The organism is Hymenobacter piscis, from assembly GCF_018760735.1.
Taxonomy (GTDB): Bacteria; Bacteroidota; Bacteroidia; order Cytophagales; family Hymenobacteraceae; genus Hymenobacter; species Hymenobacter piscis.
Window position 1 is genome coordinate 1 of record NZ_JAHHZN010000020.1, and the last position, 25,087, is coordinate 25,087.

Genomic DNA, 25,087 nt, shown 5'->3' on the forward strand with positions numbered 1-25,087 from the left:
ATGAGTCTGCGTCGAAAACGCAAAAAGGCCGCCCGCGACGACCAGTTCCTGTGGCAGGTGCTGAGCCAACTCGACCCACAGCCAGAAACCGTAGCGAGCTAACTGTGCGTTTGATGCAATGACCCTAGTTCACAATAACGGTCCGAAGGTAAACGAGGAGTTTCACAGGGCACACTCCGGACCATGAATCGCTTACCGGTCGCTAGGCGGAGCGTTCGCAGGACCGGGACAAGCTTGTGGGCTGGTGGGAGCCGCCAACTTGCGGACTCCCGGTTACGCACCAAGCGGCCGCTGCAGTTTTCGCTGCGCCGACCACCGCCAAAGCCCGCCAGCCAGTAGCGCCAGCGCGGCTCCCACCAGGGCCGCGTGGGGCAATTTAGGCGTTGCCTTCGCAGGATTCGCCTGGACCATGAACTCCTCGGGGAGGAGTTCCCCGCCGGTGACGGCCAGAATCAGGCGCGCCGCTTCGGCCGGTTGGTCCCACTGCGGAAAGTGGCCGCAGTGCTCGAACCAATACAGGCGCGCATCCGGAAACTTCTCCAGCGCCAGGCGCGACTGGCTGGGCAGGCACACCCGGTCCTGCCGGCCCCAGCCAATGACCAGAGGCTCGGCAATGCTACCCTTGGGCGCGGGCCGCTGCACTTCACCGTGGGCCAACTGGTCAAGCAACTCGTCGAAAGCAGGCGAGTGGGCGAAGCTGTACATCTCGTCGCGGGCCAACTGCGCATCCACGGCCCAGGGCCGGGCCGAAAACTGCGGCAGCAGCACGGTGCGCCCCACGGCCGAGCCGGCCAGCGCGGGCATCACCGGCTGCAGGGCCTTGACCAGCTTCCCGGACAAGGACACTGAATGGTAGAAAACCGGAATCTGCCAGCCCTGCCAGAACCCACCAGGATCCAATGATACCACCGCGCCGAGCACGCCGCCGCGCCGGGCCAGCTCCAGCACCAGCCGCGCACCCATGGAACTGCCCACGGCGTCGATGCCAAGCAGGTCGTGCCGGGTCAGAAAGTCGGTCACTGCATCGGCCAGAGTACCGATGGAATGAATGCCGGACAGTGCCAGGGTCTGCCCGTGGCCGGGCAAGTCCACGGCAATAACGTCGCGCTCGGTCGCCAGCGTGTCGAGGATGGCGTTCCAGGACCGCCAACTGCCGCCGAGACCGTGAACCAGTAACAGGGGGCGGCCGGTGCCGCGGCGAACGAAGTGCAGGTCCATAATTGGAGAAGGAGAAAGCATAGCCTCTAAACGTAGAGCCGTAAGAAACGGCTCACTTCGTTGGTCCGACACGTTGGTTCCGCCTCCTGTTTAAGAAAAACGAGCCTATTTTTGATTTGGTCAAGGCACCCACTAGAGTAAGGGCGCCGAGTGTGCGTCCTCTGTTGTTTTACTCTTCCTGCCGTGCACGCCACTGCCCTGTTCCGTCCCCTTTCGTTTGCGCGCCTAGCCACGGCCCTGGGCGCCGCCGTCCTGCTGGGGGGCTGCAACATGAGCGACGAGGCCGAGGAGCTCAGCGGCGGGTACCACTACCGCAACGAAGGGCTGGACAGGAAGGAGCTTTTGTCGGGCTGGGAGGGCATGCCGTCCATCCACGGCAAAGTGGTGCGTTACAGCTTCAATAAGGACTTCATCGTGGCCGCCCAACGCCCCGTGTACGACGAATACCGCTCCGGACTCGGGTCCGACCTGCGACATCAGCTTCGGGAGTACTCGGCCAACTTGGACGCAGACATACGCGACAGCGAGCGGGTCGCCGATAGCCTGCTCACCCACGACCCGTACTACCAATCCCTTTTCGTCCACAAAACGAACTATTGGATCATCGCTCACCGCGCCCGAAGGGTATACGGCCCGCTTACTTACCCCGAGTATGTGCAGCAGGCTCATGCGTTGCAGGTACCTGACCGGCTCGCGCTCGATGCCGAACCAGAATAGCAGTCGAGAAAAATTCCGTTATCGTTTACTTAAACGGTCAATTAACTTTCTTATAGGCACACTCGGGTAAATCCTTGATTAACCATAGCATGTCACCATCTACATTAAACGAGGCAATCGCGGACTCCTGCTCGCGGCTGAGGCAGTCCTCCCGCCGCATGCGCCAGTTTTCGAATACCGCGTAAACGTAGCCGCTTTTGCGCTCCATGTGCCACGTGCCCTCATTGCGAAACGTTCTACCGCCACGTCGGTAATAATACCGATACGTTCGGTCTTCTTGCAACGACAAGGTTTCGATATCGTGGTCCAGCTGAACTAGTAGTTGATATTCTCCTGCTAGCGACCTTTCGCTCGTGCAGCTAGAGCCTGTTATGCATTGGTGGCGTAATTTGGGGGTATGGCACAGCGAATCGGTTACCCCAGCGACGTGACGGATGACGAATGGACATTTGTGGCGCCCTATCTGGCCCTGGTGCGGGAAGACGCGTCGCAACGGCAGCACGCGCTCCGGAGCGTGTTCAACGCCTTGCGCTACCTGGTCAAAACTGGCTGCGGCTGGCGCTACCTCCCCCACGACCTGCTGCCCTGGCCCGCCGTCCACCAGCAATGGGCGCGCTGGCGCGATAATCGGTGTTTCGAGCACATAATGGCCGATTTGCGCGAGCTCGCCCGGCTGCTGGCTGGACGCGAGGCCGAGCCCACGGCGGTCATTCTGGACTCGCGTACCGTGCAAAGCACGCCTGAAAGCGGGGCCCGCGCCGGCTACGACGGGGCCAAACGGCGCAAGGGCAGCAAGGTGCACATAGCCGTCGACACGCTGGCTCACCTGCTGGCCGCTGTCGTGACGCCGGCCAACGAGCCGGACCGCGGACAGGTCGACGCGCTCTGTGAGCAGGTGCAGCAGGTTACGGGCCAGAAAGTGCAGGTGGCCTACGTCGATAAGGGCTACACGGGCGAAGACGCCACGTACGCCGCGGCCGTGCACAACATTGACTTACAGGTCATTGCCAAACCCGAAGGCCAAACCGGCTTTGTGCTGCTGCCCCGCCGCGGGGTCGTCGAGCGCCGCTTCGGCTGGGCCGCTCGTTTCCGACGCCTGGCCCGCGACTACGAACGCCTGGCTCTGACCATGCACCAATTTCACTTCCTGGCCTTTGGTACGCTACTGCTGGCAAAAGGCGTTTTTCGAGCCACCAGTCCATAACAGGCTCCGTTTACCCAATAACCTAATTCCCAAACGCGCTCTAATAACCGGTGGTATACTCTACCCTACTAAACTTTGAGGGCTAAAACGGGGAGGCCCGACCTTTGGAGTTCCTACACTTCTCAGCCCGTTCCTCCCCGTGAAGCAACGCCTCAAGGCCAAACTTACGACCCTTTTGCAACAGGTGCCGATTGTGCGCCACTTGTCTCGCCAAAAGTTTATTGCCCAGTTCGTTATCGGGCTCATTAAGAGCCGCAACGTGCAGTTTGGCGAAGTCGCCCAGCACCTCAATGACCACGTTAAAGTGGCCTCCAACGAAACCCGCATTCAGGATTTCTTCCGCGAGGTGACGCTCGATTACGGCCTGTTAGCGCACTTGCTGCTGACCCTGTTGCCCGCTACGGGCAAGCTGCGCCTGTGCCTGGACCGCACGGAGTGGGACTTTGGCCAGTGCCAGGTTAATATCCTGCTCATCACCGTCGGCCAGGGCGCGTTTCAACTGCCCTTGTATTGGGAGTTGCTCGACAACCGCAGCGGCAATTCCAGTGCAGCTGACCGCATTGCCCTGCTGCAAACCTGTGTACAGGTGCTGGGTAAGCACCGCATTGGGCTCGTGCTGGGCGACCGGGAGTTTGTAGGGCACGTGTGGCTAAAGTGGCTCCAGGACAACGGATTGAATTTTGTCATGCGCCTGCCCAAACACCATCAGCTCACCTATGCCAACGGGCGGCGGGCGGCCGTAACCGACCTGGGCCTGGCCGTTGGACAGGTGCGCCGCTTCGCCCACGTACAAGCCGACGGCGTGTGGGGACAGGTCTGGGTCAAGGCCTTGGCCGAGGGCGAGTTTCTGTTCTTGTTTGGCACCGTGGGCCGGCCCTACATGGACCAGCTTTACGCCAAACGGTGGACGATTGAGCAATGCTTCCAAAACCTGAAAGGCCGCGGCTTTAACCTGGAGGCCAGTCATTTGCGTTGTCGCCACAAGTTGCGCAAGCTTGTCGCCCTGGTTAGTTTAGCCTACGCCTTGTGCCTGAGTGTGGGCACGGTGGCCCACGCCAAACGCGCCCCGATTGCCCGTAAGAACCACGGCTACCGGGCCACCAGCTTGAGCCGCCACGGCCTTAACATCTTACGCCAACTCACCCGCCCCGCCACGAGCCCGCACGAACCCATGGCCCGCATGGTGGAGGCCCTAATGCGCTGGATTAGCTGGAAAATCACTCACTATCAAACAACTAAAATAGTAGGGTAGAGTACCGGTGGTACTAACCGCCAACGGGCGGCCGATCAGCCGCACGGGCCAGGGCTCGGTGCACGCCTGAATAAGTTGGCAGCAGCTCATCACGGAGGGCGGTTGCGCAAAGATGGTCACGACTTTTTTAACGTATCGCGCTCCATATCCACGCAGCGCAACTCGGCGCGTAGCGGCTTGCTTTCGTTACGCTCGGCGCTACTCCACCACCAGTTTGCGGGAGGTGAGGCTGCGGGCTTCGAGCACCTGCACCAGGTACAGGCCGGGCGTCACGTTCAGAACTACCTCGGCTTCCGCACGGCCGGCACCCGGGATTTCCTGTACCAGGCGCCCATTGAGGTCGAATACCCGGATGGCCTGGATGTGCGCGCCGCCGAGCACCCGGAAGCGGCCGTTTCGGGCCGGATTGGGCGCCAGCGTAAGGGCGGCATTCGGCTGGGTGGCACGGGTGCCGAGCACGGTAGAGCGCACGTAGTCTCTCAGCCACACCAGTGCGGCGCGTTCCGTGTTGTCGCCGTTGGCCAGGTAGGCGCCCTGGGCCGTGCGCCAGTGCCCGGGCCGGTACCCCCAGAGCGTGATGCCGCGCACGGCCGGATGCTCCCAGAGCGTGGGGAAGATACGCTGGTACTCGGCCAGCTGAACGGCATCGTCGAGTTGGGGGGGCGTGGCACTGTTCACCCCGTCGATGTCCAGTTCCGTGATGTAGAGCGGCTTGCCGGCCGAGGCCAGCAGCGTGAGGTTGGCGGCAAAGTCGGCAGCCGGCACGTTGCGGGTTTCAAAAGCGTGCCCCTGAATGCCCACGCCATCGATCAGGTTGCGCGCGGCCAGCAGGTTCACAATGCCCAGGTAGCGCTGGGCGCTGGCCGGGGAGCTGGCCACGCCGTAATCGTTGAGCAGCAGCTGGGTAGTGGGAAAATACTGCCGGGCCAGCTCAAACGAGGTAATCACCCAATCCCAGCCGGTGGCCCCGGCCCCGCCCAGGGCGTTGTAGTAGTTGCCGGCCCCGCTGCCGGGGGTGTTGGGGCCGTTGTTGCCGGTGGAGCCGTTGAGGGGCAAATCGTTGGTGGGCTCGTTCACTACCTCAAGCTGCGCGATGTTGGGGTAGCGCTGGGCTACGGCCGCAAACCACTCGTTGATTTCCTGCAGCTGCTCGGCGGCCGGCAGGTCTTCAATCCAGAGCGGCTGCTGGGCCCCCCAGATCAGGGTGTGCAGCTTGAAGGGGTAGCCGTTGCGCTCGGCCAGGGCATAGGCCGAGTCCAGCTCGGCCCAGTTCATTACGTCGCGAACGGCCTCCACGCTGCCCCACTTGCCCGCGTTTTCGGGCGTCACCTGGTTGAAATAGTGGTTGAAAAACGGCTTTTGCGGATTGCTGTACACGCCTCCCAGGTACTTGGTTTTGCCCGCGGCCAGGGGCGGCCCGGTGGGCGTAAACACCACGGGCGGGGTAGGGGAGCCCTGCACACCGGCATCCAGGTTGGCCACCGTGAAGTAGCGGCCGGTTTCCCCGAACACGAACTGATCGAGGTCGAGGCCGTCTTCCCGGGCCCCGATCTGGAAGGTCTGGGTCAGGTTGCCGGCCGCTACCGTGAAGCTGACCGGGGCCTCGCCCCCGTTAAAGGCCGACAGATTGAGCCACTTCCACACCTGCTGCTGGCCGCCGCCGGCCCCGGCCACTACCTCCGTGGGCCCGGTGTAGCCCACGCCGTTGAGCTGGTTGACGGTAATCCAGTCGGCATCATCGGCGGGCTGCTTACTGCCGAACCCGTTGCCATAGAAAAAGCTGTCGTCGTTGGCGCCGGCACTTCCCACGCGCACGCGGGCGTACAGATCGTAGCTGCCGGGCCCCGGAAATGTCACGGAGTACGTGATGATGCGGGCCGCCGTGCCCGGGTTCTGGGAGTTGATAGTGGCCGTGGGTACCACCGTCACGTACTGCACGCCGGCCTGGGTGGGGCTGGTCCAGTCGGTGCCGGGCGTGCCGGTTTCGGCGGGTTGTACAACGGGCGCGTTCTGGGCCCGGAGCTCGGCCGCCAGCAGGCAGCCGGGCAACAGCAATACGGAAAGTCTACGTGTCAGCATAGCAGGATGGAAAGGGTGGGAAAGAAAAAGGAGCAGCTGGCCGCGGGGGCGGATACACCCCCTCCGGAGCTGGAATTTATTCCAATCCTGCTACTGGTAAAATACTGACACGCTTCTGCTTATACGAAAATCTCCGCAACCGATTCCGGTAGTTCATCGGCATCGGTTGTGGTAGGCCGGAGGCCAAAATCCTGTTGGCGGGGCCCTGCGCGGGCGCGCTAGGCGGCCGGGGCAGGGCCCCGCCAACAGGCTTCGTTTACAGCCCCTGGTGCAGACCGTAGCCCAGGGCCGCGCCGCCCAGCACCAGCCAGGCGGAGTTCACCTTGTAGCGCAGCAGCAGCCCGGCGCTGAGGCCGGCCAGCAGCACCGCCGGAACATCGACCAGGGCCGTGCGGGCCAGCGTCAGCGCCACGGCCGCCATCAGGGCCCAGGAGGCCGCGTTCAGCCCGTTGAGGAAAGCCCCGGCCAGGGCCGACCGGCGCAGCTGCCCCACCAGCCGGCCGCTCAGCCCCACAAAAATGAAAGCCGGCAGGAAAATACCGGCCGTGGCCACCAGCGCCCCGCGCCAGCCCTGCAGCAGGTAGCCCACGAAGGTGGCCGTCGTGAACACCGGCCCCGGCGTCACCTGGCCTACCACCACGGCGTCGAGCAGCTGGCCCTGGGTAAGCCAGTGAAGGCGCTGCACCAGGTCGGCGTCGAGGAAGGCCAGCAGGACGTACCCGCTGCCGTAGAGCACGGAGCCGATTTTAACGAAGGCCAGCCCCAGCGGCCATAGCCCGGGCGCGCCAGCAGCTCCGGCGGCCGAAGCGGCGCCTGGCCCCCACCCGAGCAGGGTGGGCAGCAGAGCCAGCACCGCCACGGCCCCGATGAGTTGAAGCAGGGCCGGCGGTACGGTTTTGCGCGGCAGCGTGGGCCAGCGCAGCGCGCCCATCACGAGGCCCGCCCCGAGCAGCAGCACCAGCTCGTTGGCGCCCAGCAGCCCCAGCAGCAGGGCTGCCCCGGCCACCAGCCGCAACGGCCCGGTTTTCAGCGCCGATTTGCCCAGGTTCCAGAGTGCCTGCGCTACCACGGCCACTATCACGGGCTTCACGCCGTAGAGCACGCCCGCGAGGGCGGGCAGCGTGCCAAAGCGTACGTAGGCCCAGGCAAAGCCCAGCACCAGGAGCATGGCCGGCAGAATAAAGCAGGTGCCCGCCACCAGCAGCCCCCGCCACCCGCGCCGCTCGTAGCCGATGTGGATGGCCAGCTCGGTGGAATTGGGACCCGGAATGAGGTTGGCCGCGCTGAGCAAATCCAGAAACTGCTGCTCACTGAGCCAGCCCCGGCGGCGCACTACTTCCTCTTCCATCAGGGCCACGTGGGCGGCCGGCCCGCCAAAGGCCGTGGTACCCAGGCGCAGAAACAGCCAGGCCAGCTCAGCCAAGGAAGTAGAGGAAGGGGCGGACATAGGGGCTGGATGGGCGTGCCGTGTCCCCGGGCCGGCCGGGGTTCGGGAAACAAGGGGAGGTGAGCAGGGCAAAGGGGGGCGCGGGCCGGTTAGTAGGCCCGGCGGAGCATGTCAGCGTACTCGTTGGGCAGGGGCGAGGCCTCCACGGCCCGGGCCGCTTGCTCCACGTCGTAGGCCACGCGCACTAGCTCCGAACGCACGCTGCTGGGGTCGGTGAGCGTGGTGTCCTCGTCCAGGTGCAGCAACTGGTAAGCAGCGCGTGGGTCGCCGTCCTTGGGCTTACCTACCGAGCCGATGTTGAGCGCGTGGCGGTAGCGGGTTTCGCCCTCGTGCTCGTAGGCAAAAGTGCGGTGGTAGGGCTTGTGGGTGTGGCCGAAGAGCAGGATGTCGGCCCCGGCCTCCTCCAGCACCCGCCGGAAGCTGGCCTCGGGCCGGTCCTCAAACAGGTACTCGTTGATTTTGCGCGGCGAGCCGTGCACCATCAGCAAACTCAGCGTGCAGGGCTCCTCCTGAAACTCCAGGCGCAGGTGCTTGGGCAGCAGGCGCAGGTAGCGCCGCTCCTCATCGCCCACTGCCTGGTTGGTGTAGGCAATGCTCTGGGCGCCCAGGTCCTTTTCGGTGTCCGTCTCGTAGGCACAGCCGCAGTTGCTGCTGGCCAGCCCGATGCCCTGGTCGTAGTTGCCGGCCAGCGTGGGGATGCCGCGGCGGCGCACTTCGCGCACCACTTCGTTGGGCCAGGGCGCGTAGCCCACCAGGTCGCCCAGGCAGAAAATCAGGTCGGGCTGGCGCCGGTCCATATCGGCCAGCACCGCTTCCAGGGCCGGCAGGTTGCCGTGCACATCGGAGAAAAAGGCAATCGTCATGGAGCGGGAAGAACGCAAGGAAAGGAAGGGGAGAAGGAAAAAGCAAAACGGCGCGACCCCGGGAAGGGCCGCGCCGTTGGGCGCACGTTTAGCAGCACCCGCCGCCAGGCGTGCAGGCTGCACCGGCCATTTGCAGCTGGGGCAGGGCCAGCTGCCGGGCGTCGGGAATGCCGCAGGCATCCTGAGCCAGGCAAGCGGTTTGCTTGGGCGTGAGCACGAAGTCGTTGCCCTCGCGGCTCAGGCCGAACTTGCCGATGGTGGCCTGCTGGTACTCCACTTCGATGTCGAGGTCCTCCGGGCCCAGAATGCGCTCCGACAAATTCAGGATGTGCAGAAACTTGGCGGGGGCCAGGCGGTGGTCATAGTCGCCGGCTTCCCACAACTGAAAGTTGGCCACCGTTTCCCGGCGCTCCACCCCGCCGCAGTCGATGAAGTGCTTGCTCACCAGCCCGACTTCCGTCACGTGGAAGTGGGCGGGCAGGTACTCGCCCGTGGGCAGGCGGAAACTGACGGCTTCCACTTCGGTCAGGGCTTGCTTGATTTCGGAGATTTTCATGGTCGGTAAGAGTGGAGTGGAAAATGGTATTAGCACGCGCAGGCATCGTCCGGGCCGCAAACCGCGCCGCTCGTGGCCTCGATGAAAAAGGCCGTGAACTGCTGGTGGACCTGCTGCAGCAGCTCCGTGTTGAGGCAGTAGCAGACGGTGAGCCCGTCGATTTCGCCGCGGATCAGGTCCAGGGCCTTGAGCTCCTGCAGGTGCTGGGAAACGGTGGTGCGCGAGAGCGGCAGCTCGGCGGCAATGTCGCCGCTGATGCAGGTGTGCTTGCTGGCCAGCAGCTGGATGATGGCCACCCGGGCCGGGTGGGCCAGGGCCCTGGCCACCCGGGCCAGTTGCTGCTGCGGCTGGGTAAAGGCCGCGGTTTTAGCGTAAGTCATGGGCCGGTAGGATCAGAAGGTGGGGGCGGCGGCCGGTTTGGGCGCCCACCGCGTCGTAAATATACGACACAATACGCCGTATGTTTACGACATAGTGTAATTTGCGGCAGCGCCTCCCGGGGCGCCTCCGGGCACGTGCTAATGGCCGCGGCAACGCCGGGCACGCCGCGGGGCGGCGAATGGTTACGGTACCGCAAGGCCGGCGCGGGGCGGGGCGGGCAGCCTGATACGCGGGCGTGTCGTGCGGGACCAGTGCCGGCGGCACAGGCGGCGGGGAGGCGCCATGTGGCCGGCGCGCCGGTTACGGGCAGCCCGCCGGCTGCTGACACTTGCAACTTTGTTACTTTTGCCCCGGTTTCATTGCGGCTGCTCTGCGGCCCGCGCTTCCTTCTACGACTTAGTTTCCGCTTATGCCCGCCCCCGACCGCCTTGCCCAGACTTTAAGCAAACACGGCCTTCGCCAGACGCCCGTGCGCAGAGCAGTACTGCAGGTTCTCTCGGAGGCCACCTACGCGCTGTCGGGGGGGGAGATTGAGCAGCTGCTGCCCCCCGATACGGACCGCATCACGCTTTACCGGACGCTGAAGTCGTTCGAAGAAAGCGGCCTGATTCACCGCGTGATTGACGCCTCCGACACCATCCGGTTCGCGGCCTGCTCCATTGAGTGCAGCGCCCAGGCCCACTTCGACAACCACGTGCACTTCAAGTGCACGGCCTGCCAGCACATCTTCTGCCTCAACCAGGTGGCCATTCCGGCCGTGACGCTGCCGGCCAAATTCGAGGCCCGGACCCGCGACTATCTGCTGTCCGGCGTCTGCCGCGAGTGCCAGCCGTCCTGAACTGCCCGGCCGCCGGCAGCAGGTGCCACGCGGGGCCAGGACGGCGGTAAGCCTGTCAGTACGTGTGAGATGCTCCCGATTCTGGCCGGCCCGCTGCCGGCCAGATGCTTTGACGCCGGCATCTATTATTGAAACATTGCTTCATTATTACTTATTCTGCCAGGCCTGCATGTAAGCCTTTTACAGCCCTGATTTCAATTCTATTACCATTATTTGGTCGATAATCTTTTTGCAACAATGCTTCGTTTACTAGCTTTGCAGCATCATTCATCTTTTACAGCTGCTGCGCTATGAAGCACAAACTGCTCTACCCTTTGCTGGCCGTTGCGGCGGCCGGCGCGTTTACCTCCTGCGACAAATCGGACGATGAGCCCGCCAAGCCGGAAACCGAGAGTGCCTTTGCCCGGGTGCTCGTTACTGACAAAACCAGCACGGCCGTGACCCTGCTCAATCCGGCCAAAAACGAGCAGACCGCCTTCACGTCCTCGTTCGGGGGCAGCGCCGTCTACACCTCCTCGACGGGCCGCTGGGCGACGCTGGTCAATACCAACAACAACCTGGTGGAATTCTTCGACACGGGCATTGAGCGCCACGACGACCACGTGCACGTGAAGGGGACCCCGAAGTGGGGGCTGACCCGGTCGGCCGCCGTCAAGCCCACCCACGTCTACAGCTCACACAACCAGATCAGCATCTTCAACGACGGCGACGCCTCCATCAGCTACGTGGCCGAGGGCGAACTGCACACCCAGCCCGCGCCGGCCAACTTTGCCACCGGCCCCGCCCACCACGGGGCGCTGGCCCGCTTCGACAACGGCACCTACGCCGTGACGCATAAAAACAACACGGTGGCCGGCGCCCTGCCCGAGCAGGTGAAGCTGGTAAATGCCCAGGGCGCGGTAGTGGCCGCCCCCACAGTGAGCACCCAGGGCATTCACGGCGAGGCCGGCGACGGGCAGCAGGCCCTGTTTGGCTCGGCCAGCGGGGTGCTGGTTATCCGGCAGACCGGCGAGCAGCGGCTGATTCCGTACCCGGCCGGGGCGGGCTCCAACTAGCTCTCGACCATTTACTACGCCAAAAAGGCCCGCACTTTCCTGGGCTCGCGCAACAACTACGGCGTGTTCCGCATCGACCCGGTGAGCAATACCATGACGCAGGTGGGCACTACTATCAAGCTGATGCGCGTGGCCCTGGACGAGGAAGGCGAAACCCTGCTGGTGCTGGACGAGGAGGGCACCCTGAGCCTCTACGACGCGGCCACCGGCGCGCTCCGGGCCAGCCGCTCGCTCAGCGGCGTGCTCGATGCCAAAGCGGCCACCCCGTACCTGGCTGCCAGCCGCCGCTACGTGTATGTGTCGAACGCGCCCCAGGGCAAGGTGCACATGCTGCGTAAGCAGGACCTGGCCGACAAGCAGACCTTCAGCGTGGCCGGCGAGCCGCTGCGCCTGGCCTTCGTTGGGGCCGATGCCGATAGCGAAGACGGCCACTAGGCCCCCGGCGGCCTGACCAAGCCGCCGCCTCCAGCAGCAAAGCCCCCTTATTCCGCCGGTTGGAACGAGGGGGCTTTTCTGCTGGCGGCCGGCAGCTCCGCACGACAACGGCCGCCGGGCCGCCGGCCCGGGCTACACGGTTTGCAGGTAGATGGTTTCCAGCTCGCTGGCCGTGAGGCTGTGGGTGGGCAGGGTTTCCACCAGCTGGCCTTCGCGCATGATACCGATACGGGTGCCCACTTCCTTGGCCCGGAAAATGTCGTGGGTGGCCATCAGGATGGCCGTGCCGGCCTGGCCCAGGGCCAGCAGCAGCTCGGAAAACTCGTTGCTGGCTTTGGGGTCGAGGCCGGAGGTGGGCTCGTCGAGCAGCAGGGCCCGGGCCTGCTTGGCCAGGGCAATGGCAATGCCCACTTTCTGGCGCATGCCCTTGGAGTAGGTGCCCACCCGTCGGGCGTGGGCCTCGGCGGGCAGCCCGGCGCGCAGCAGCAGGTCGCGGCGCTCGGCAGCGGAGTAGCGAAAGCCGGCCAGGGAAGCGAAGAAATCGAGGTTTTCCAGGCCCGTGAGGTTGGGGTAGAGCATCACCGTTTCGGGCAGGTAGGCCAGCAGCCGCCGGGTTTCGAGCGGGTGCTCGGCCACGCTCAGCCCGCCCACCAGGGCCTGGCCGGCCGTGGGCTGCAGAAACCCCAGAAACAGGTTGATGGTGGTGGTTTTGCCGGCCCCGTTCTGGCCCAGCAGACAAAAGATTTCGCCCGGCGCGATGGTCAGGTTCAGGTTGTTCAGGGCCGGGCGGTCGGCGGCGCCGGCCGCGCCGGCGGGGTAGCGCTTGGTCAGGTTCAGGGCTTGCAGCATGCGGAAAGCAGGGAAAGTAGGGCCGCCGGGGCGGCTTCGGGGAAGAGGAAACGGGCGGCTAGAGCTGGTAGAGGTGGCGGCGGAAGTTGCGCCAGCCCAGACCGGCCAGCAGCAGCGCCAGCAGCAGCGGGGGCAGCAGCAGGCCGGCCGGGCGCAGCGGGGCGCGGTCAGTAAATACCTGCACGCGGTGCCGGTCCCAGGGCTCGGCGGCCACGGGCTGCTCGCCGAAGATGCGGGGGTAGAAATACAGGCGCAGCTGCTCATGGAAGCGGGAAGTTTCGTCGAGGAAGCGCACCTGGTTGCCCAGGCCCGAGCGGGCCAGATCGTTGAGGCCCAGCTGGGCGTGCAGCGAGGGCAGCAGCAGCGCCAGCTGGCGGCTGGCAGCCTCGCGCTGGTAGAGCTTGCGGCGCAGCTCGCCCGCCTGCGGGGCCGACTCGTCGTCGCCCATCTGCTGCATGGCGTAGTACCAGAGCCAGTTGAAGCTGGTGGCCGGCAGCGGGAAGTGCCGGAACTGCGGGTAGTGGGCGAAAAACCGGGCCACGGTGGGCGCCTGGGGCAGGTCCCATTTCTCGTGGTAGCCCTTTCGCTGGCGCACGGTGGTGGCCAGGGCCTCGGGCAGCGGGTAGCGCACGAGCAGGTACTGGTTGACGGCGGCCGGCACCACCAGCAGCAGCCCCAGCCAGGCCGTCACGAGCAGCATGGCGTTGGTGCCGGAGGCCTTGCCTAGCGAAGCCACCCAGAAGCAGATGCCAAACCACACCAGCACGTAGCCCACGGCCGTGCCCGCAAACAGCCCAAGCGAGGCATCCAGCGGCAGGCCCAGCACCGGCACGGCCAGCAGCAGCAGCGCGGCCAGCACGGCCAGCACCACGGCCAGCCGCACGGCAAACAGCTGGGTTAGAAAGCCCGGCAGGTAGCGGCTCTGCACGGCCACCAGGCGCCAGGTGCCGTTTTCGCGCTCCTCCGACACGGCGCTGTAGGTGAAGGCAATGATGAGCAGCGGGAACAGGTACACCAGCACGAAGCTGAAGTCGAGGTTGCCCAGCAGCAGGTTGGTGGGGTTGTGGAGGTCGGCGTCGTACTTCTGGGCCTCCAGGCCCCGGATGGTCACGCGCTGCACCGCGGGGTTCACGTCGCGCTGCCCGATGCTGAGGCCCGCCAGTGGGGGAGTCTCGTTCACCAGCCCAAACTGGGCGTAGTAGAGCATCAGCCCCATTTCCTTGGCGTGAAACTGCGCCAGCTGCCGCAGCTCGGCCTGCTGGGCCGCGCCCACCTCGTGGCGGTGGCGCTGCTGACGGTCAAGAAACTGCCGGCCCACCAGCAGGCTGATCAGCCCCGCGGCCAGCAGAAAGCCCAAACCCAGCCGCACGCCGGTAGCGCGCAAAAAACTCTGAAACAATAAGATCAGCATCCTAGCGGAAAGTGAGGTGAAAGTAAGTGCCGGCCCCGGCTACAGGGCCGTCAGGCGGGTGGCGGCGCGGCGGCCCAGACCCAGCAGCAGCAGCCCCCAGAACCCGAAGGCGGCCACCGACACCCACTCGGCGCGCAGTACCTGCTGCACCGTGGGGGCCTGGTAGCGGAACTCCGGCACGCGCTGCCAGTAGGCCCGGTCAATAGTGTGGTCTTTCTCGGTGGGCGGGCGCTTCCGGTTGGGGATGTGCTCGATCTGGAGCTGGTTCATCTGCTGGGCCAGGGCGTAGCGGTAGGCTTCGGCCTGCTGCTGAAAGCGGGTGTAGGCCAGAAAATCGGTGCCGGCCAGCGCCATCGACAGGTTCTTCAGGGCCAGGTAGGGGTCGAGAAAGGCCACGGAGCGGGCGAACTGGTTTTGTTGGCGGAAGGTGTCGAGCAGGCGGCGGTAGTGCCGGGTGTAGATGCCGGCGCTGATTTTCTCGCCTTCGGCCATCACGTAGCCGCCGTAGTTGAAGGGCAGCTGGTCGGTGGTGGCGACGCCGTGGGCGCGCAACACCGAATCCCGGAGGGCCTGGTAGTGCGGGTCGTCGGGGTTGTGGCTGTCGCCCTGGCGGCTGATATCGGCCTGAATGGCGGTCTGGAACGCGGTTTTGGAAGGCAGCGCGTACACGTAGCTGCCCAAAGCCTGGGCGGCGCGCGGCAGCACCATCGTGAGCAGCAGCCACCCGCCAATAAGGCCCACCAGCGCGGTGCGGGCGGTGCGGCTGGCGGCCGAAACCAGCACGGCCACCCCGCAGCACAAGGCCAGGTACAGCCCGTAGAACAGCGTCAGCAGCCCAAACCGCAGCACTTCATCCAGGGAGGGCGCGCCGCCCTGCGCCGCCAGCCACAGGCCGCCGGTCAGCGCCAGCAGCGGCACGCCCAGCAGCAGCCCCACGGCCAGCAGCCCGGCGGCTTTGCCCAGCAGCAGCTGCGGCCAGCTCACGCCCTGGGTCAGCAGCAGCCGGAGCGTGCCGTTTTCGCGGTCGGCGGCCACGGTGCCCGCCCCCAGAAAAAACAGCAGCAGCGGCAGCAGCACCTGCAGCAGCAACGCCAGGCTCAGGTCGCCGAAGCGCAGCAGCCCGGTGGAAAAGCCCGCCTCCGAGAAGTTGACGGGGTTCTGCCGGTGGGCTTCCAGGAAGATGGCGTTGCCCAGAAACCGGTCCATGCCGCCGTCGAACAAGCTGAGCGGGGCGCGGGGTCGGAACGCGAAGTGGCCGTAGTGGGCCATGCGGTGCGGGTGCTTGTCGGGGTTGCTGAGCCAGTCGCGCCGGGCCTGTTGCTGGTAGTGCACCTGCGTGGCCTGCTGCTGGCGGTAGGTGGTCCAGCCGGCGGCGGCAGCGTAGGCAGCCACCAGCAGCACCAGCCCCAGCAGCAGCCACACGGCCCGCTCGCGCAGCAGCGTGTGCCACTGGTGGCGGGCAATCAGCCGGAAAGGGGAAAGAGGCATAAACGGGAACGTAAGAAGGAAAAGTAAAGAAGGCGCCAGCCTCCTAAAAGCGGTAGGTGAGCGTGAGCACGGCGTTGCGGGGGGCGCCCGGAAACAGGCGCAGGTAGTTCTGGGCCCCCACCCAGTAGGTGCGGTTGGTGAGGTTGTTCACGTTCAGGGCCACCTGCACGCTGCTGCCGGCCGGGGTGTAGTACAGGGCCGCGTCGAGCAGGGTGTAGGCCGGTACCTCGAAGGCGCGGGTAAACCACGGAATCTTGCTGCCGCTGTACTGCACGCCCACGCCCACGCCCAGGTCGCCGAGGGGCGAGGTGGGGCGGAAGTTGTAGCGGGTCCAGAGGTTGCCGCTGTTGACGGGCGTGTTCTGCTTGCGGGCGCCTGCCAGGCTGGCGTCGTTGTCGCGCACGATAACGGCGTCGATGTAGCTGTAGGCGGCGTTGAGCTGCCACTCGGGCGTGAGGTAGCCGGCCACATCCACTTCCAGGCCGCGGCTGCGCTCGGCCCCGCGCGTTACCAGCGAGTCAGGGAAGGCGGGCAGGTTGGCGTTGAGCAGCAGGTTGCGCTGGTTGATTTCGTAGGCGGCCAGGTTCACGCTCAGGCGGCCCTGGGCCAGCGTGGCCTTGGCGCCCACCTCCTTCAGGTCGCTGCGCAGGGGCTCAAACCGGTTGGCCGAGGTGGCCGTGTTGAAAAACGCGCCGGTGTTGGGCATCAGCGACACCGTGTTCGACTGCCCCTGGAAGCCTTTCAGGTAAGTGGCGTACACGTTGAGCACGGGCAGCACGGCGTAGGTCAGCCCCACGCGGGGCAGCAGCGCGGTTTGCCGGAACGACCGTTCGCCCGGGGCCTCGTAGTTGGTGATGTCGCGAAACGACTCGTGGCGCAGCCCCAGCAGCACCAGCAGCTTTTTCCAGCGCAGCTGCTCCTGGGCGTAGAACGCCTGGGTGGTGGTCAGGGCGGCCGGCAGCGCGGTGCGCACGTTCAGCACGTAGTCGTGCCCGTTGCGAATCGTGTAGGCGGGGGTATTCAGGTCGAAGTAGGGCACGTTGGGGCGCGGCAGCGTGGTGCCACCCGCCGTGATGGTCTGGTAGCTGGCCGCGTTGGCCGGCACAAACGAGCCCGCCACGGTGCCATTGGTCAGCAGCAAGCCGCGGGCCGCGTTCTGCCCGCCGCCCCGGGTTTTCTCCCAGTCCGAGAGGTCGTAACCCGCCAGCAGCTCGTGCGACACCGGCCCGGTGCTCAGGCGCAGGTTCAGGTAGGCGTTCAGGTTGTCCACGTTCCAGAACTGCTGGCGCTGCACAAACTGCATGGCCGCCAACGACGGCACGGGCTGGTTGCTCAGGTCCACGGCAAAGGCGTTGGTGGTGCGGTGCTCCTGCAGGTTCTCGGTCCAGGTCTGCTTCATGTACGTGGCGTTCACGCTCAGGAAGTCGGTGAGCTTGTGGGCCAGGTTGCCGGTGATGAGCAGCTCGCGGGACGTGAAAAAGTCGTTGGGCGCGGCCAGGTTCAGGCCGATGGGCGTGCTGTTGAGGTCGGTCTGGCCGGCCACCGCCCCGAAGATGGGCTGGCCCCGGTCGAGGTTGCCGTCCTGGTTGTTGAAAATGAGCTCGGCGTTGAGGGCCGTACGCTCGTTGGGCACGTAGGAAAACGAGGGCGAGAGCAGCACGGCGTTGTTGCGCACCAGGTCGCGGAAGCTGCGCGCCTGCTGCACGGCCCCGTTCACCCGGTAGAGCAGGGTTTTCTGCTCGTTGAGCGGCCCGGTGAAGTCCAGCGTGCCGCGCAGCGTGCCGAAGCTGCCCACGGCCAGCCCCACCTCCCGCCGGCGCACGGCCAGCGGCTTCTTGGTTACCAGATTGATGCTGCCGCCGGGGTCCACCGACGAAAATGTGGCGCTGGCGGGCCCTTTCAGCACTTCCACCCGCTCGATGTTGGCCGTCAGGGGCTGCAGAAAGTAGTACTGGCGCGTGCGCAGGCCGTTGATAATCTGGCCTTCCTCGTTCTGGCTGATGCCCCGGATGGCGTACTGGTTGTAGAAGCTGGAGGGCGTCACGCCGCTGACGGTCTTCACCGCGTCGGCCAGCTGAAACGCCTGCCGGTCGGCCATCAGCTCCTTGGTTACCGTGCCGATGGCCTGGGGCAGCTCCTTGTTGAGCACGGCCGTGCGCGTAGCCGAAAACGAGTACTCGCTGGTGTAGTCGCGGCTGGCGCGGCCCACCACTTCCACGCTTTGCAGGCTGGCCGTGGCCGGCGCCAGGTCCACCGTAAGAAACTGCCCGCGGCTGCGCACCGTGATGGGCGTGTAGCCCACCGACGACACCTGCAGCGTGCCGCTTTCCCCGGCCAGGGAAAACTTGCCGTCGGTGTCGGTGGCGGTGCCCTGGCTGGTGCCCAGCAGCTGCACCGTGGCGCCCACCACCGGCCCGCCGGTGGCCGCGTCGCGCACCTCGCCGCGGATGGCTTGCGCCCGCAGGCCAAGGGCGCTCAGAAAAAACAACAGGGTAACAAGTAGACGCATGGGCAAAAAGGGGGAGAGTGTGTTCTCGCGCAGCGAGAGGCGGAAGAGGAGCCCGGCCACCAGCGGCCGACCGGGCCGTAACGGCCGGCAAATTATGCAACGTTGCTGCATAATAAAAATATCTTCTTACTTTTACTTCCGTCCTGTTGCTCCCGCAGGACTCTTCGCCCCTCGCTGCTGCCAGCCTCAAGCTACCCGCATTCAGAATGGAAGCAGGCTTCCGGCGCTGCCGGGGCCGGCACGGTCCACACGGCTGCTAACCGGCCACCGCCGGCTGTTTTTTGCTACGTTGCTACATATAGAATGCTGCCAGCGGGCCGGCGGCGGGCAGCCCGGCGACGGCCGCTGCTGCTCCCACTTTCACGGTCCGGCGCATCTGCGTGACAAGCCCTCCGGCCCGCCCCCGGCAATCCGCCTCATCTCATCGCTCACCAATCATCTCCTCCGTGAATTTCGACACCATTATCATAGGGGCCAGCAACGCCGGCCTGAGCGCGGCCCTCACCCTGGGCCGCTCGCGCCGCCGCGTGCTGGTGCTCGACGGCGGCGCGCCCCGCAATGCCCCGGCCGCCCACGCCCACAACTTCTTCACCCGCGACGGCACCCCGCCCGCCGAGCTCCTGCGCTTGGGCCGCGAGCAGCTACAGCCCTACGACGGGGTGGAAATCCGGACCACCCTGGCCCAAACGGCCCGCGCCGTGCCGGGCGGCTTTGCCCTGGAGCTGACCGACGGCACGGCGGTAACGGCCCGCACGCTGCTGCTGGCCACCGGCGTACTGGACGTGCTGCCCGCCATTCCGGGCTTCCGGGAGCTGTGGGGCCGGGGCGTGTACCACTGCCCCTATTGCCACGGCTGGGAAGTCCGCGACCAGCCGCTGGTCCTCTACGGGCGCGGCGCGGCGGGTTTTCACCTGGCCGTGCTGCTGCATCACTGGGCCCCCGGCCCGGTACTCTGCACCGACGGCCCCGCCGAACTCGACGCCGCCCAGCTCGTCACGCTCGGCCAGTTGGGCATTCGGGTGGTGGAAACGCCGGTGACGGCCCTTAATTCCGCGCCGACCGGTGAGCTGACAGTGGCCTTTGCCGACGAGTCCCGGCTCGCGGTGGCGGCCGTGTTTGCCCGCGTGCCGCAGCAGCAGCGCACCGACCTAGCTGCCCAGCTCGGCTGCGCCTTCACCGACGACGGCATCTACGTGCAAACCAACGGCATGGGCCTGACCAGCGTGCCCGGCGTGTACGCGGCCGGCGACCTGACCAGCCCGTTCCAGCAGGTGGTGGCCGCGGCCGCGGCCGGCATGGGCGCGGCGGCCATGCTCAACAGCACGCTGATCTTTCAGGACTACGCCCCCGCTGGCTGACGCGGCCCGGGCCTCTGCCTTTCGAGAGGCTCCGCTCTGCCTGCCTCCCGCCGGGTGGTGCCGCCCTCCCGGTAGGGCGCCGTTGTCATCTGGTGTACTTCGCTGCTCCAGCCTGACTGCAGGAGGCGGCTTCACGCACAGTAGCCTCCTGCTGCCGAGCCGCGTACTTGCGGCGGCCGGATTTACGGACGCGGGCAGGCTGCGCAGCCTGTGAAACGCGCCGTGCGTGCCAGGCAGGCAGCCTACTGCCCGGCGTCAGCCGGCGGGGTCAGGGGGGCCGCGTCCAGCTCCTGGGGGTGGTCATCAACGCCGGTTTCCCGGTGCGCGGCAAAGTACTGGGCCAGGGCTTTTTCACCCACCAGCCAGAACACCACGGGCGTCACGATGATGTCGAGGAAGGTGGAGGAGAGCAGGCCGCCGAGGATGACGGTGGCCACCGGGTAGAGGATTTCCTTGCCCGGCGCGTCCTGGGCCAGCGTGAGCGGCACCAGAGCCAGGGCCGCCACCAGGGCCGTCATCAGCACCGGCACCAGGCGTTCCAGCGAGCCGCGGACAATCATGGGGAGGCCGAACTTTTCGCCCTCGTGCTCCACCAGGTGGATGTAGTGCGAAATCATCATGATGCCGTTGCGCGAGGCAATGCCGGTGAGGGTGATGAAGCCCACCAGCGAGGCAATGCTGAACGTGCCGCCCGTAAGCAGCACCGCCACCACCGAGCCGATGAGGGCCAGCGGAATGTTGAGCATGATCTGGGCCACCATCAGCCAGGATTTGAAGTGCGAGAACAACACCAGGAAGATGCCGGCCAGGGAAAACAAACTCAGCCACAGAATCTTCTGCGAGGCCGACTGCTGACTCTCGAACTGGCCCCCGTAGGTGAGGTAGTAGCCCGGCGGCAGCTTCACCTGGGCCCGCACCTTGGCCTGAATTTCCTGCACCGTGGAGCCCAGATCACGCTCGGCCACGTTCAGGGAGATGGTGATGCGGCGCTGGGTGTTTTCGTGGTTGATGGTGTTGGGGCCGGGCTCGTACACCACGTCGGCTACCTGACTCACCGGAATCAGGGCCCCGGCAGGCGTCTCGATGCGGGTCTGGCTGATGGCTTCCAGGTCGTTGCGCTGGGCTTCGGGCAGCTTCACGACCAGATCGAAGCGCTTCTGCCCGTCGATCATCTGCGACACTACGGCGCCCTGAAACAGGGTTTCCAAGTCGCGCACCACTTCGCCCCGGCCCATGCCGTAGGCGCGCAGGGCCTCGTCGCGGGGCCGGATGAGCAGCTGCGGAATCTGCACCTGCTTTTCCACCTGCAGGTCCACCACGCCGGGCACCGTGGCGGCGGCGGCGCGGATTTCGCCCGCGTAGCGGCGCAATTCCAGCAAGTCGTTGCCGAACACCTTGATGGCCACCTGGGCCCGCACACCCGAGAGCAGGTGGTCGAGGCGGTGGGAAATGGGCTGGCCGATGTTCACGTTCACGCCCGTAATCAGGCTGAGCTTCTGGCGCATGTCGGCCAGGATTTCGTCGCGGCTGCGCAGGGTGCGGCCTTCTTTCTCCAGTTCCTCCTCGGTCTTGAAGGCTACTTCAATCTCGGAGTTGTTCACCGATTCGGCGTGCTCGTCGAGCTCGGCGCGGCCGGTGCGGCGGGCCGTGTAGGCCACCTCCGGAATTTTGAGCATCTGCTGCTCGCCCAGCGTGCCCAGGCGGTTGCTTTCGGTGAGCGAGGTGCCGGCCGGGGCCGAAAAGTTGACCGTCAGGGAGCCTTCGTTGAACGGCGGCAGGAACTCGGTGCCGAAGAAGGGCACCATGGCCGCGGCCAGCACAAAGAGCAGCGCCGTAGTAGTCAGCACGAGTTTGGGCCGCTGCAGGCCCCAGGTGAGCAGGCGCGTATCCTTCCTTTTCAGCCAGCGCACCAGCCCGCCGTCGGTTTCGGGGTGGTCCATCTGCTTCATGCGCGGCAGCAGGTAGTAACACAGCACCGGCGTGACGGTGAGCGACACGAACAGCGAGGCCACGATGCTGGTGATGTAGGCAATGCCCAGGGGCGCAAAAATGCGGCCTTCCATGCCCTCCAGCGCAAATAGCGGCAAAAACACCAGCACCACGATGATGGTGGCGTACACGATGGAGTTGCGCACCTCCGACGACGCGGCGTAGATGACGCGCAATACCGGCTGCGGGTCAGGCCGCTGCTTGTTTTCGCGCAGGCGCCGGTACACGTTTTCCACGTCCACGATGGCGTCGTCCACCAGCTCGCCGATGGCAATGGCCAGCCCGCCCAGCGTCATGGTATTAATGGAGATGCCCGCGAAGCGAAACACCAGGGCCGTTACGAGCAACGACAGCGGGATGGCCACCAGCGAGATGAGCGTGGTGCGCACGTTCAGCAGGAAGGCAAACAGCACGATGACCACCAGAATGGCCCCGTCGCGCAGGGCTTCCTCCACGTTGCTGATGCTCGACTCAATGAACTCCGACTGCTTGAACAGGCGCGTATTCACCTGCACATCTTTCGGCAGCGAGGGCTGGAGCTCCACCAGGGCCTTTTCCACTGCTGCGGTCAGGCCCACGGTGGCCGCGCCGGGCTGCTTTTCGATGCTCAGAATTACGGCCGGGCGGCCGTTCACGCTGCCGTCGCCGCGCTTGAACCGGGCCCCGAACTCCACCCGGGCCACGTCGGCCACCCGCACCGGCGACTGCGCGCGGTAGCCCACGATGATGTTCTCGATGTCGGCTACCGAGCGCAACCGGCCCAGGTTGCGGATGAGCACTTCCGAGCCATTGCGGTCGAAGAAGTTGCCGGTGGTGTTCAGATTGGAGCGGCGCAGGGCGTCTTCCACCTGATTGACGGTGAGGCCGGTGGCGTTCAGGCGGGGCATGTCCAGCAGCACCTGGTACTGCAGGTTGTCGCCGCCGATGGGAATTACCTGGGCCACGCCGGGGATGCTGAGCAGGCGCTGGCGCACGGTGTAGTTGGCCAGCGTGCGCAGGTCGGCGGCAGTGGTGGCCTCACCCCCCGGCCCCCTCTCCCGTGGAGAGGGGGAGCCAGCCGAATCGGCTTTGACCGACTGCTTACTGTTAATTGCTAATTGCTCATTACTACTTGAAGTAGACAGCCCCACCAGCATGATCTGGCCCATCACCGAGGAAATCGGGCCCAGCACCGGCGTGATGCCCTGCGGCAGCTGCTCGCCGGTGGTTTGCAGCTTCTCGCTCACAATCTGGCGGGCCGTGAAGATGTCGGTGCCGTAGTCGAACTCCACGAACACCATACCCAGCCCGATGGCCGAGTTGGAGCGCACCGCCGACACGCCGGTGGCCCCGTTCAGGGCCGTTTCCACGGGCAGCGTCACCAGGGCTTCCACTTCCTCGGGGGCCATGCCGGGCGCTTCCAGAAACACGGTCACGCGGGGACGGTCCAGGTCGGGCAGCACGTCCACCGGCAGCTGCCGGGCTGTGTACAGGCCGGCCATGACCAGCCCCACGGCGAAGGCCAGCATCAGCAGCCGGTTCTGCAGGGCAAAGCGAATGATTTTATCGAGCATGTTATTTTAAGCTGTTAGCTGACAGCGGTTGGCTGTTAGCTTCTGTTCAAAGCAGTCATTAGCTGATGGCTGACAGCCACTGGCGGTTAGCTGCCGGTCAGAAAAAAGCCAACAGCTCATAGCCATCAGCTAAAAGCTAAAAGCTCATTGGTTCAGGTAGATGGATTTGAGCTGGTAAGTGCCCTGGGTGACCACCCTGTCGTTTTCGTTGACCTGGCCCTCGGCCAGCACGGTTTGCTGCCCGTTCACGGCCCCCGGCTGCACGTAACGAATCCGGAAGTGCTCGGGCGCGGTGTGCACAAACACCACCGGCTTGCCGTTGAGGTCGGTAATGGCTGCGGTGGGCACCACCAGCTGGGGCTTGCCGTTGCCGGCCGGGCCCAGCACCTGCACGTTCACGGCCTGGCCGGCGCGGTAGGCGCTGCCTTCGGGGGCATCCAGCTCCAGCACCAGCTGCCGGGCCTGGTTCACGGGGTTTACCACGTTGCTGAACACCACCAGCCGGGCCGGCACGCCCGCCTGCCCCTGCAGGCCTTCCACCCGAAACTGCGCCCCGGGCGTGATTTTGGCCAGATCCCGGGCAAACACCTGGGCTTCCACGCGCAGCTTGCCGGGGTTGATGACGCGAAACAGCTCGTCGCCCTGATTGACCTGCTGGCCCACGGCCAGGTTGAACACGTCCACGGTGCCGCTCACGGGTGAGGTGATGCTCACGCGCCGCTGCCGGGCCTGCCCGTTGTAAATGGCCGCGTTCTGGCGGGCCTGGCGCAGGCGCAGCTCGGCGGCTATGACGTCTTTGCGGGCGGCAATGTCGGCAATGGTTTGCAGGCGGGCGTAGTCCTGCTGGGCGGCGCGCAGCTCGGCCTGGGCGTTGGCGCGCTCGGTGCTGAGGCCGATTTGCTGGGTGGCGTCGAGGGTTTGCTCCAGCACGGCCAGCGTCTGCCCGGCCCGCACCGGCTGGCCCACCCGCGCGCTCAGGCTCACGATGCGCCCGGTCTGGGGCACCACCACCCGGCCCTCGCCCCCGGCCGCGGCCGACACCGTGCCGTAGAGGGTAGCCCGGCTGTAGGTGGTGGAGTAGGCTGCCAGCTGGGTGCGCACCTCGAACAGAAACTGACTTTCCTTGGGCAGCAGCACTTCGTCGGTGAGGGCCACGCCGGTGCTGGCTTTGGCCTCGCCGCCGTGGTCTTCGCCGCCGTGGGCCTGCACCCGGCCGGGAGGGGGCAGCAGCAGGGCCAGCCCCAGGGCGGCGGCGACCGTGGCGGCCAGAAGTTTAGGCGTGGTTTTCATGGGCAGTGGGAGTGGAGGTGGAAACGGGCGCGGCCGGCCGGCGGCGGCGCAGCAGCAGAACCGTCAGGCCGATGCCCAGCCCGAAGGCCCCGAGCAGGGCGGCAATAGTTTGCCAGGACGAAAAGAGTCCGGCGGCGGCGGCGGGCGGCGCCTCGGCTACGGGCAGCTTCTCACCGACCTTAATGCCCTCGAGCAGCACCAGATCGGCCCGCTCCCCGGCCACGATGTTGAGGGCGAAGCTGTAGGGTTTGTTGGCCGGAAACTCTCCTTCAACCAGGTAGATGCCCGGCTCCTGCTCGGTTACAACCCATTTCAGCGCGGCGTCTTCGGGGTTGGTGAGCGTGAGTTTGGCACCCTTGATGGGGGCGTTGGTGGCGTAATCGGAGAGGAACAGGCGCAGGTCGGCGGGCTGGCCGCCTTCCAGGGGCTCGTAGCGCAGCAGCACTTCGAACTGCTCGGAAAGGGCCGCCACGGAAAAGGAGGTGGCCCCGGCCGGCGTGGCGGCCTTGGGCCCGTCGCCGTGGTCTTCGCCGCCGTGGGCGTGGGCCGCGCCGGTCAGCAGCAAACCCAGGAGCAGAAAAAGTAGCTGTTTCAT

At 65.8% G+C, this 25,087-nt stretch carries 20 protein-coding genes; 7 read left to right on the forward strand and 13 right to left on the reverse strand.

Going from position 1 to position 25,087, the window contains the following annotated elements; all coding sequences use genetic code 11:
* Positions 1 to 273: 273 nt before the first annotated feature.
* Entirely contained in the window at positions 274 to 1,239 is a 966-nt protein-coding gene (locus KLP40_RS17010) for an alpha/beta fold hydrolase (protein WP_246558966.1), read from the reverse strand.
* A 162-nt stretch (positions 1,240 to 1,401) separates the two neighbouring features.
* On the opposite strand from KLP40_RS17010, the gene KLP40_RS17015 reads away from it, so the two are divergent.
* The 3 genes from KLP40_RS17015 (at position 1,402) to KLP40_RS17025 (ending at position 4,391) form a co-directional block, all read left to right on the forward strand.
* The gene (locus KLP40_RS17015) at positions 1,402 to 1,935 is read left to right on the forward strand and encodes a hypothetical protein (protein WP_215595026.1); all 534 of its coding nucleotides are present in this window, start codon (positions 1,402 to 1,404) and stop codon (positions 1,933 to 1,935) included.
* Positions 1,936 to 2,332: 397 nt separating this feature from the next.
* The gene (locus KLP40_RS17020) at positions 2,333 to 3,139 is read left to right on the forward strand and encodes an IS5 family transposase (protein WP_215595027.1); all 807 of its coding nucleotides are present in this window, start codon (positions 2,333 to 2,335) and stop codon (positions 3,137 to 3,139) included.
* Positions 3,140 to 3,278: 139 nt separating this feature from the next.
* Positions 3,279 to 4,391: an IS4 family transposase gene (locus KLP40_RS17025; RefSeq protein WP_215595028.1), complete on the forward strand. Its 1,113-nt coding sequence runs from the start codon at positions 3,279 to 3,281 to the stop codon at positions 4,389 to 4,391.
* Positions 4,392 to 4,589: 198 nt separating this feature from the next.
* On the opposite strand, the gene KLP40_RS17030 is transcribed toward KLP40_RS17025, so the two are convergent.
* From KLP40_RS17030 to KLP40_RS17050, 5 genes are all read right to left on the reverse strand, one after another.
* The gene (locus KLP40_RS17030; protein ID WP_215595029.1) at positions 4,590 to 6,470 is read right to left on the reverse strand and encodes an endo-1,4-beta-xylanase; all 1,881 of its coding nucleotides are present in this window, start codon (positions 6,468 to 6,470) and stop codon (positions 4,590 to 4,592) included.
* Between the two features lie 256 nt (positions 6,471 to 6,726).
* Positions 6,727 to 7,917 carry a chromate efflux transporter gene (gene chrA / locus KLP40_RS17035; RefSeq protein ID WP_215595030.1) on the reverse strand — a complete coding sequence of 397 codons (1,191 nt, stop codon included), beginning with the start codon at positions 7,915 to 7,917 and terminating at the stop codon, positions 6,727 to 6,729.
* Positions 7,918 to 8,006: 89 nt separating this feature from the next.
* Positions 8,007 to 8,780, reverse strand: a complete 774-nt coding sequence (locus tag KLP40_RS17040) for a metallophosphoesterase family protein (RefSeq protein WP_215595096.1) — start codon at positions 8,778 to 8,780, stop codon at positions 8,007 to 8,009.
* An 88-nt stretch (positions 8,781 to 8,868) separates the two neighbouring features.
* The gene (locus tag KLP40_RS17045) at positions 8,869 to 9,336 is read right to left on the reverse strand and encodes a DUF6428 family protein (protein ID WP_215595031.1); all 468 of its coding nucleotides are present in this window, start codon (positions 9,334 to 9,336) and stop codon (positions 8,869 to 8,871) included.
* A 29-nt stretch (positions 9,337 to 9,365) separates the two neighbouring features.
* Entirely contained in the window at positions 9,366 to 9,716 is a 351-nt protein-coding gene (locus tag KLP40_RS17050) for an ArsR/SmtB family transcription factor (RefSeq protein ID WP_215595032.1), read from the reverse strand.
* A 410-nt stretch (positions 9,717 to 10,126) separates the two neighbouring features.
* Here KLP40_RS17050 and KLP40_RS17055 point away from each other — a divergent pair, with 410 nt between their 5' ends.
* The 3 genes from KLP40_RS17055 (at position 10,127) to KLP40_RS17065 (ending at position 12,045) form a co-directional block, all read left to right on the forward strand.
* Positions 10,127 to 10,555 carry a Fur family transcriptional regulator gene (locus KLP40_RS17055; protein ID WP_215595033.1) on the forward strand — a complete coding sequence of 143 codons (429 nt, stop codon included), beginning with the start codon at positions 10,127 to 10,129 and terminating at the stop codon, positions 10,553 to 10,555.
* A 290-nt stretch (positions 10,556 to 10,845) separates the two neighbouring features.
* The gene (locus tag KLP40_RS17060) at positions 10,846 to 11,610 is read left to right on the forward strand and encodes a hypothetical protein (protein WP_215595034.1); all 765 of its coding nucleotides are present in this window, start codon (positions 10,846 to 10,848) and stop codon (positions 11,608 to 11,610) included.
* A 63-nt stretch (positions 11,611 to 11,673) separates the two neighbouring features.
* Complete coding sequence (locus KLP40_RS17065; RefSeq protein ID WP_215595035.1) at positions 11,674 to 12,045, forward strand: lactonase family protein; 372 nt, start codon at positions 11,674 to 11,676, stop codon at positions 12,043 to 12,045.
* Positions 12,046 to 12,177: 132 nt separating this feature from the next.
* On the opposite strand, the gene KLP40_RS17070 is transcribed toward KLP40_RS17065, so the two are convergent.
* Genes KLP40_RS17070 through KLP40_RS17085 form a run of 4 tightly spaced genes read right to left on the reverse strand, consistent with a single transcriptional unit; the run spans position 12,178 to position 18,302 of the window.
* The gene (locus KLP40_RS17070) at positions 12,178 to 12,894 is read right to left on the reverse strand and encodes an ABC transporter ATP-binding protein (protein ID WP_215595036.1); all 717 of its coding nucleotides are present in this window, start codon (positions 12,892 to 12,894) and stop codon (positions 12,178 to 12,180) included.
* Positions 12,895 to 12,952: 58 nt separating this feature from the next.
* Positions 12,953 to 14,305 (reverse strand): DUF3526 domain-containing protein, encoded by a 1,353-nt coding sequence (locus KLP40_RS17075; protein WP_215595037.1) that lies wholly within the window; start codon positions 14,303 to 14,305, stop codon positions 12,953 to 12,955.
* A gap of 39 nt (positions 14,306 to 14,344) precedes the next feature.
* Positions 14,345 to 15,793 carry a DUF3526 domain-containing protein gene (locus KLP40_RS17080; RefSeq protein WP_215595038.1) on the reverse strand — a complete coding sequence of 483 codons (1,449 nt, stop codon included), beginning with the start codon at positions 15,791 to 15,793 and terminating at the stop codon, positions 14,345 to 14,347.
* 43 nt (positions 15,794 to 15,836) lie between these two features.
* Entirely contained in the window at positions 15,837 to 18,302 is a 2,466-nt protein-coding gene (locus tag KLP40_RS17085; RefSeq protein ID WP_215595039.1) for a TonB-dependent receptor, read from the reverse strand.
* 446 nt (positions 18,303 to 18,748) lie between these two features.
* On the opposite strand from KLP40_RS17085, the gene KLP40_RS17090 reads away from it, so the two are divergent.
* On the forward strand, positions 18,749 to 19,660 hold the full coding sequence (locus tag KLP40_RS17090) for an NAD(P)/FAD-dependent oxidoreductase (protein WP_215595040.1): 912 nt from the start codon (positions 18,749 to 18,751) through the stop codon (positions 19,658 to 19,660).
* 242 nt (positions 19,661 to 19,902) lie between these two features.
* On the opposite strand, the gene KLP40_RS17095 is transcribed toward KLP40_RS17090, so the two are convergent.
* The 3 genes from KLP40_RS17095 to KLP40_RS17105 all read right to left on the reverse strand — a co-directional run bounded on the left by KLP40_RS17095 (position 19,903) and on the right by KLP40_RS17105 (position 25,087).
* Complete coding sequence (locus tag KLP40_RS17095) at positions 19,903 to 23,202, reverse strand: efflux RND transporter permease subunit (protein WP_215595041.1); 3,300 nt, start codon at positions 23,200 to 23,202, stop codon at positions 19,903 to 19,905.
* A 144-nt stretch (positions 23,203 to 23,346) separates the two neighbouring features.
* A complete protein-coding gene (locus KLP40_RS17100) occupies positions 23,347 to 24,492 on the reverse strand; it encodes an efflux RND transporter periplasmic adaptor subunit (RefSeq protein WP_215595042.1) in 1,146 nt (381 codons plus the stop codon).
* The gene (locus KLP40_RS17105; protein WP_215595043.1) at positions 24,476 to 25,087 is read right to left on the reverse strand and encodes a hypothetical protein; all 612 of its coding nucleotides are present in this window, start codon (positions 25,085 to 25,087) and stop codon (positions 24,476 to 24,478) included. Before KLP40_RS17105 ends, KLP40_RS17100 begins: the two co-directional genes overlap by 17 nt.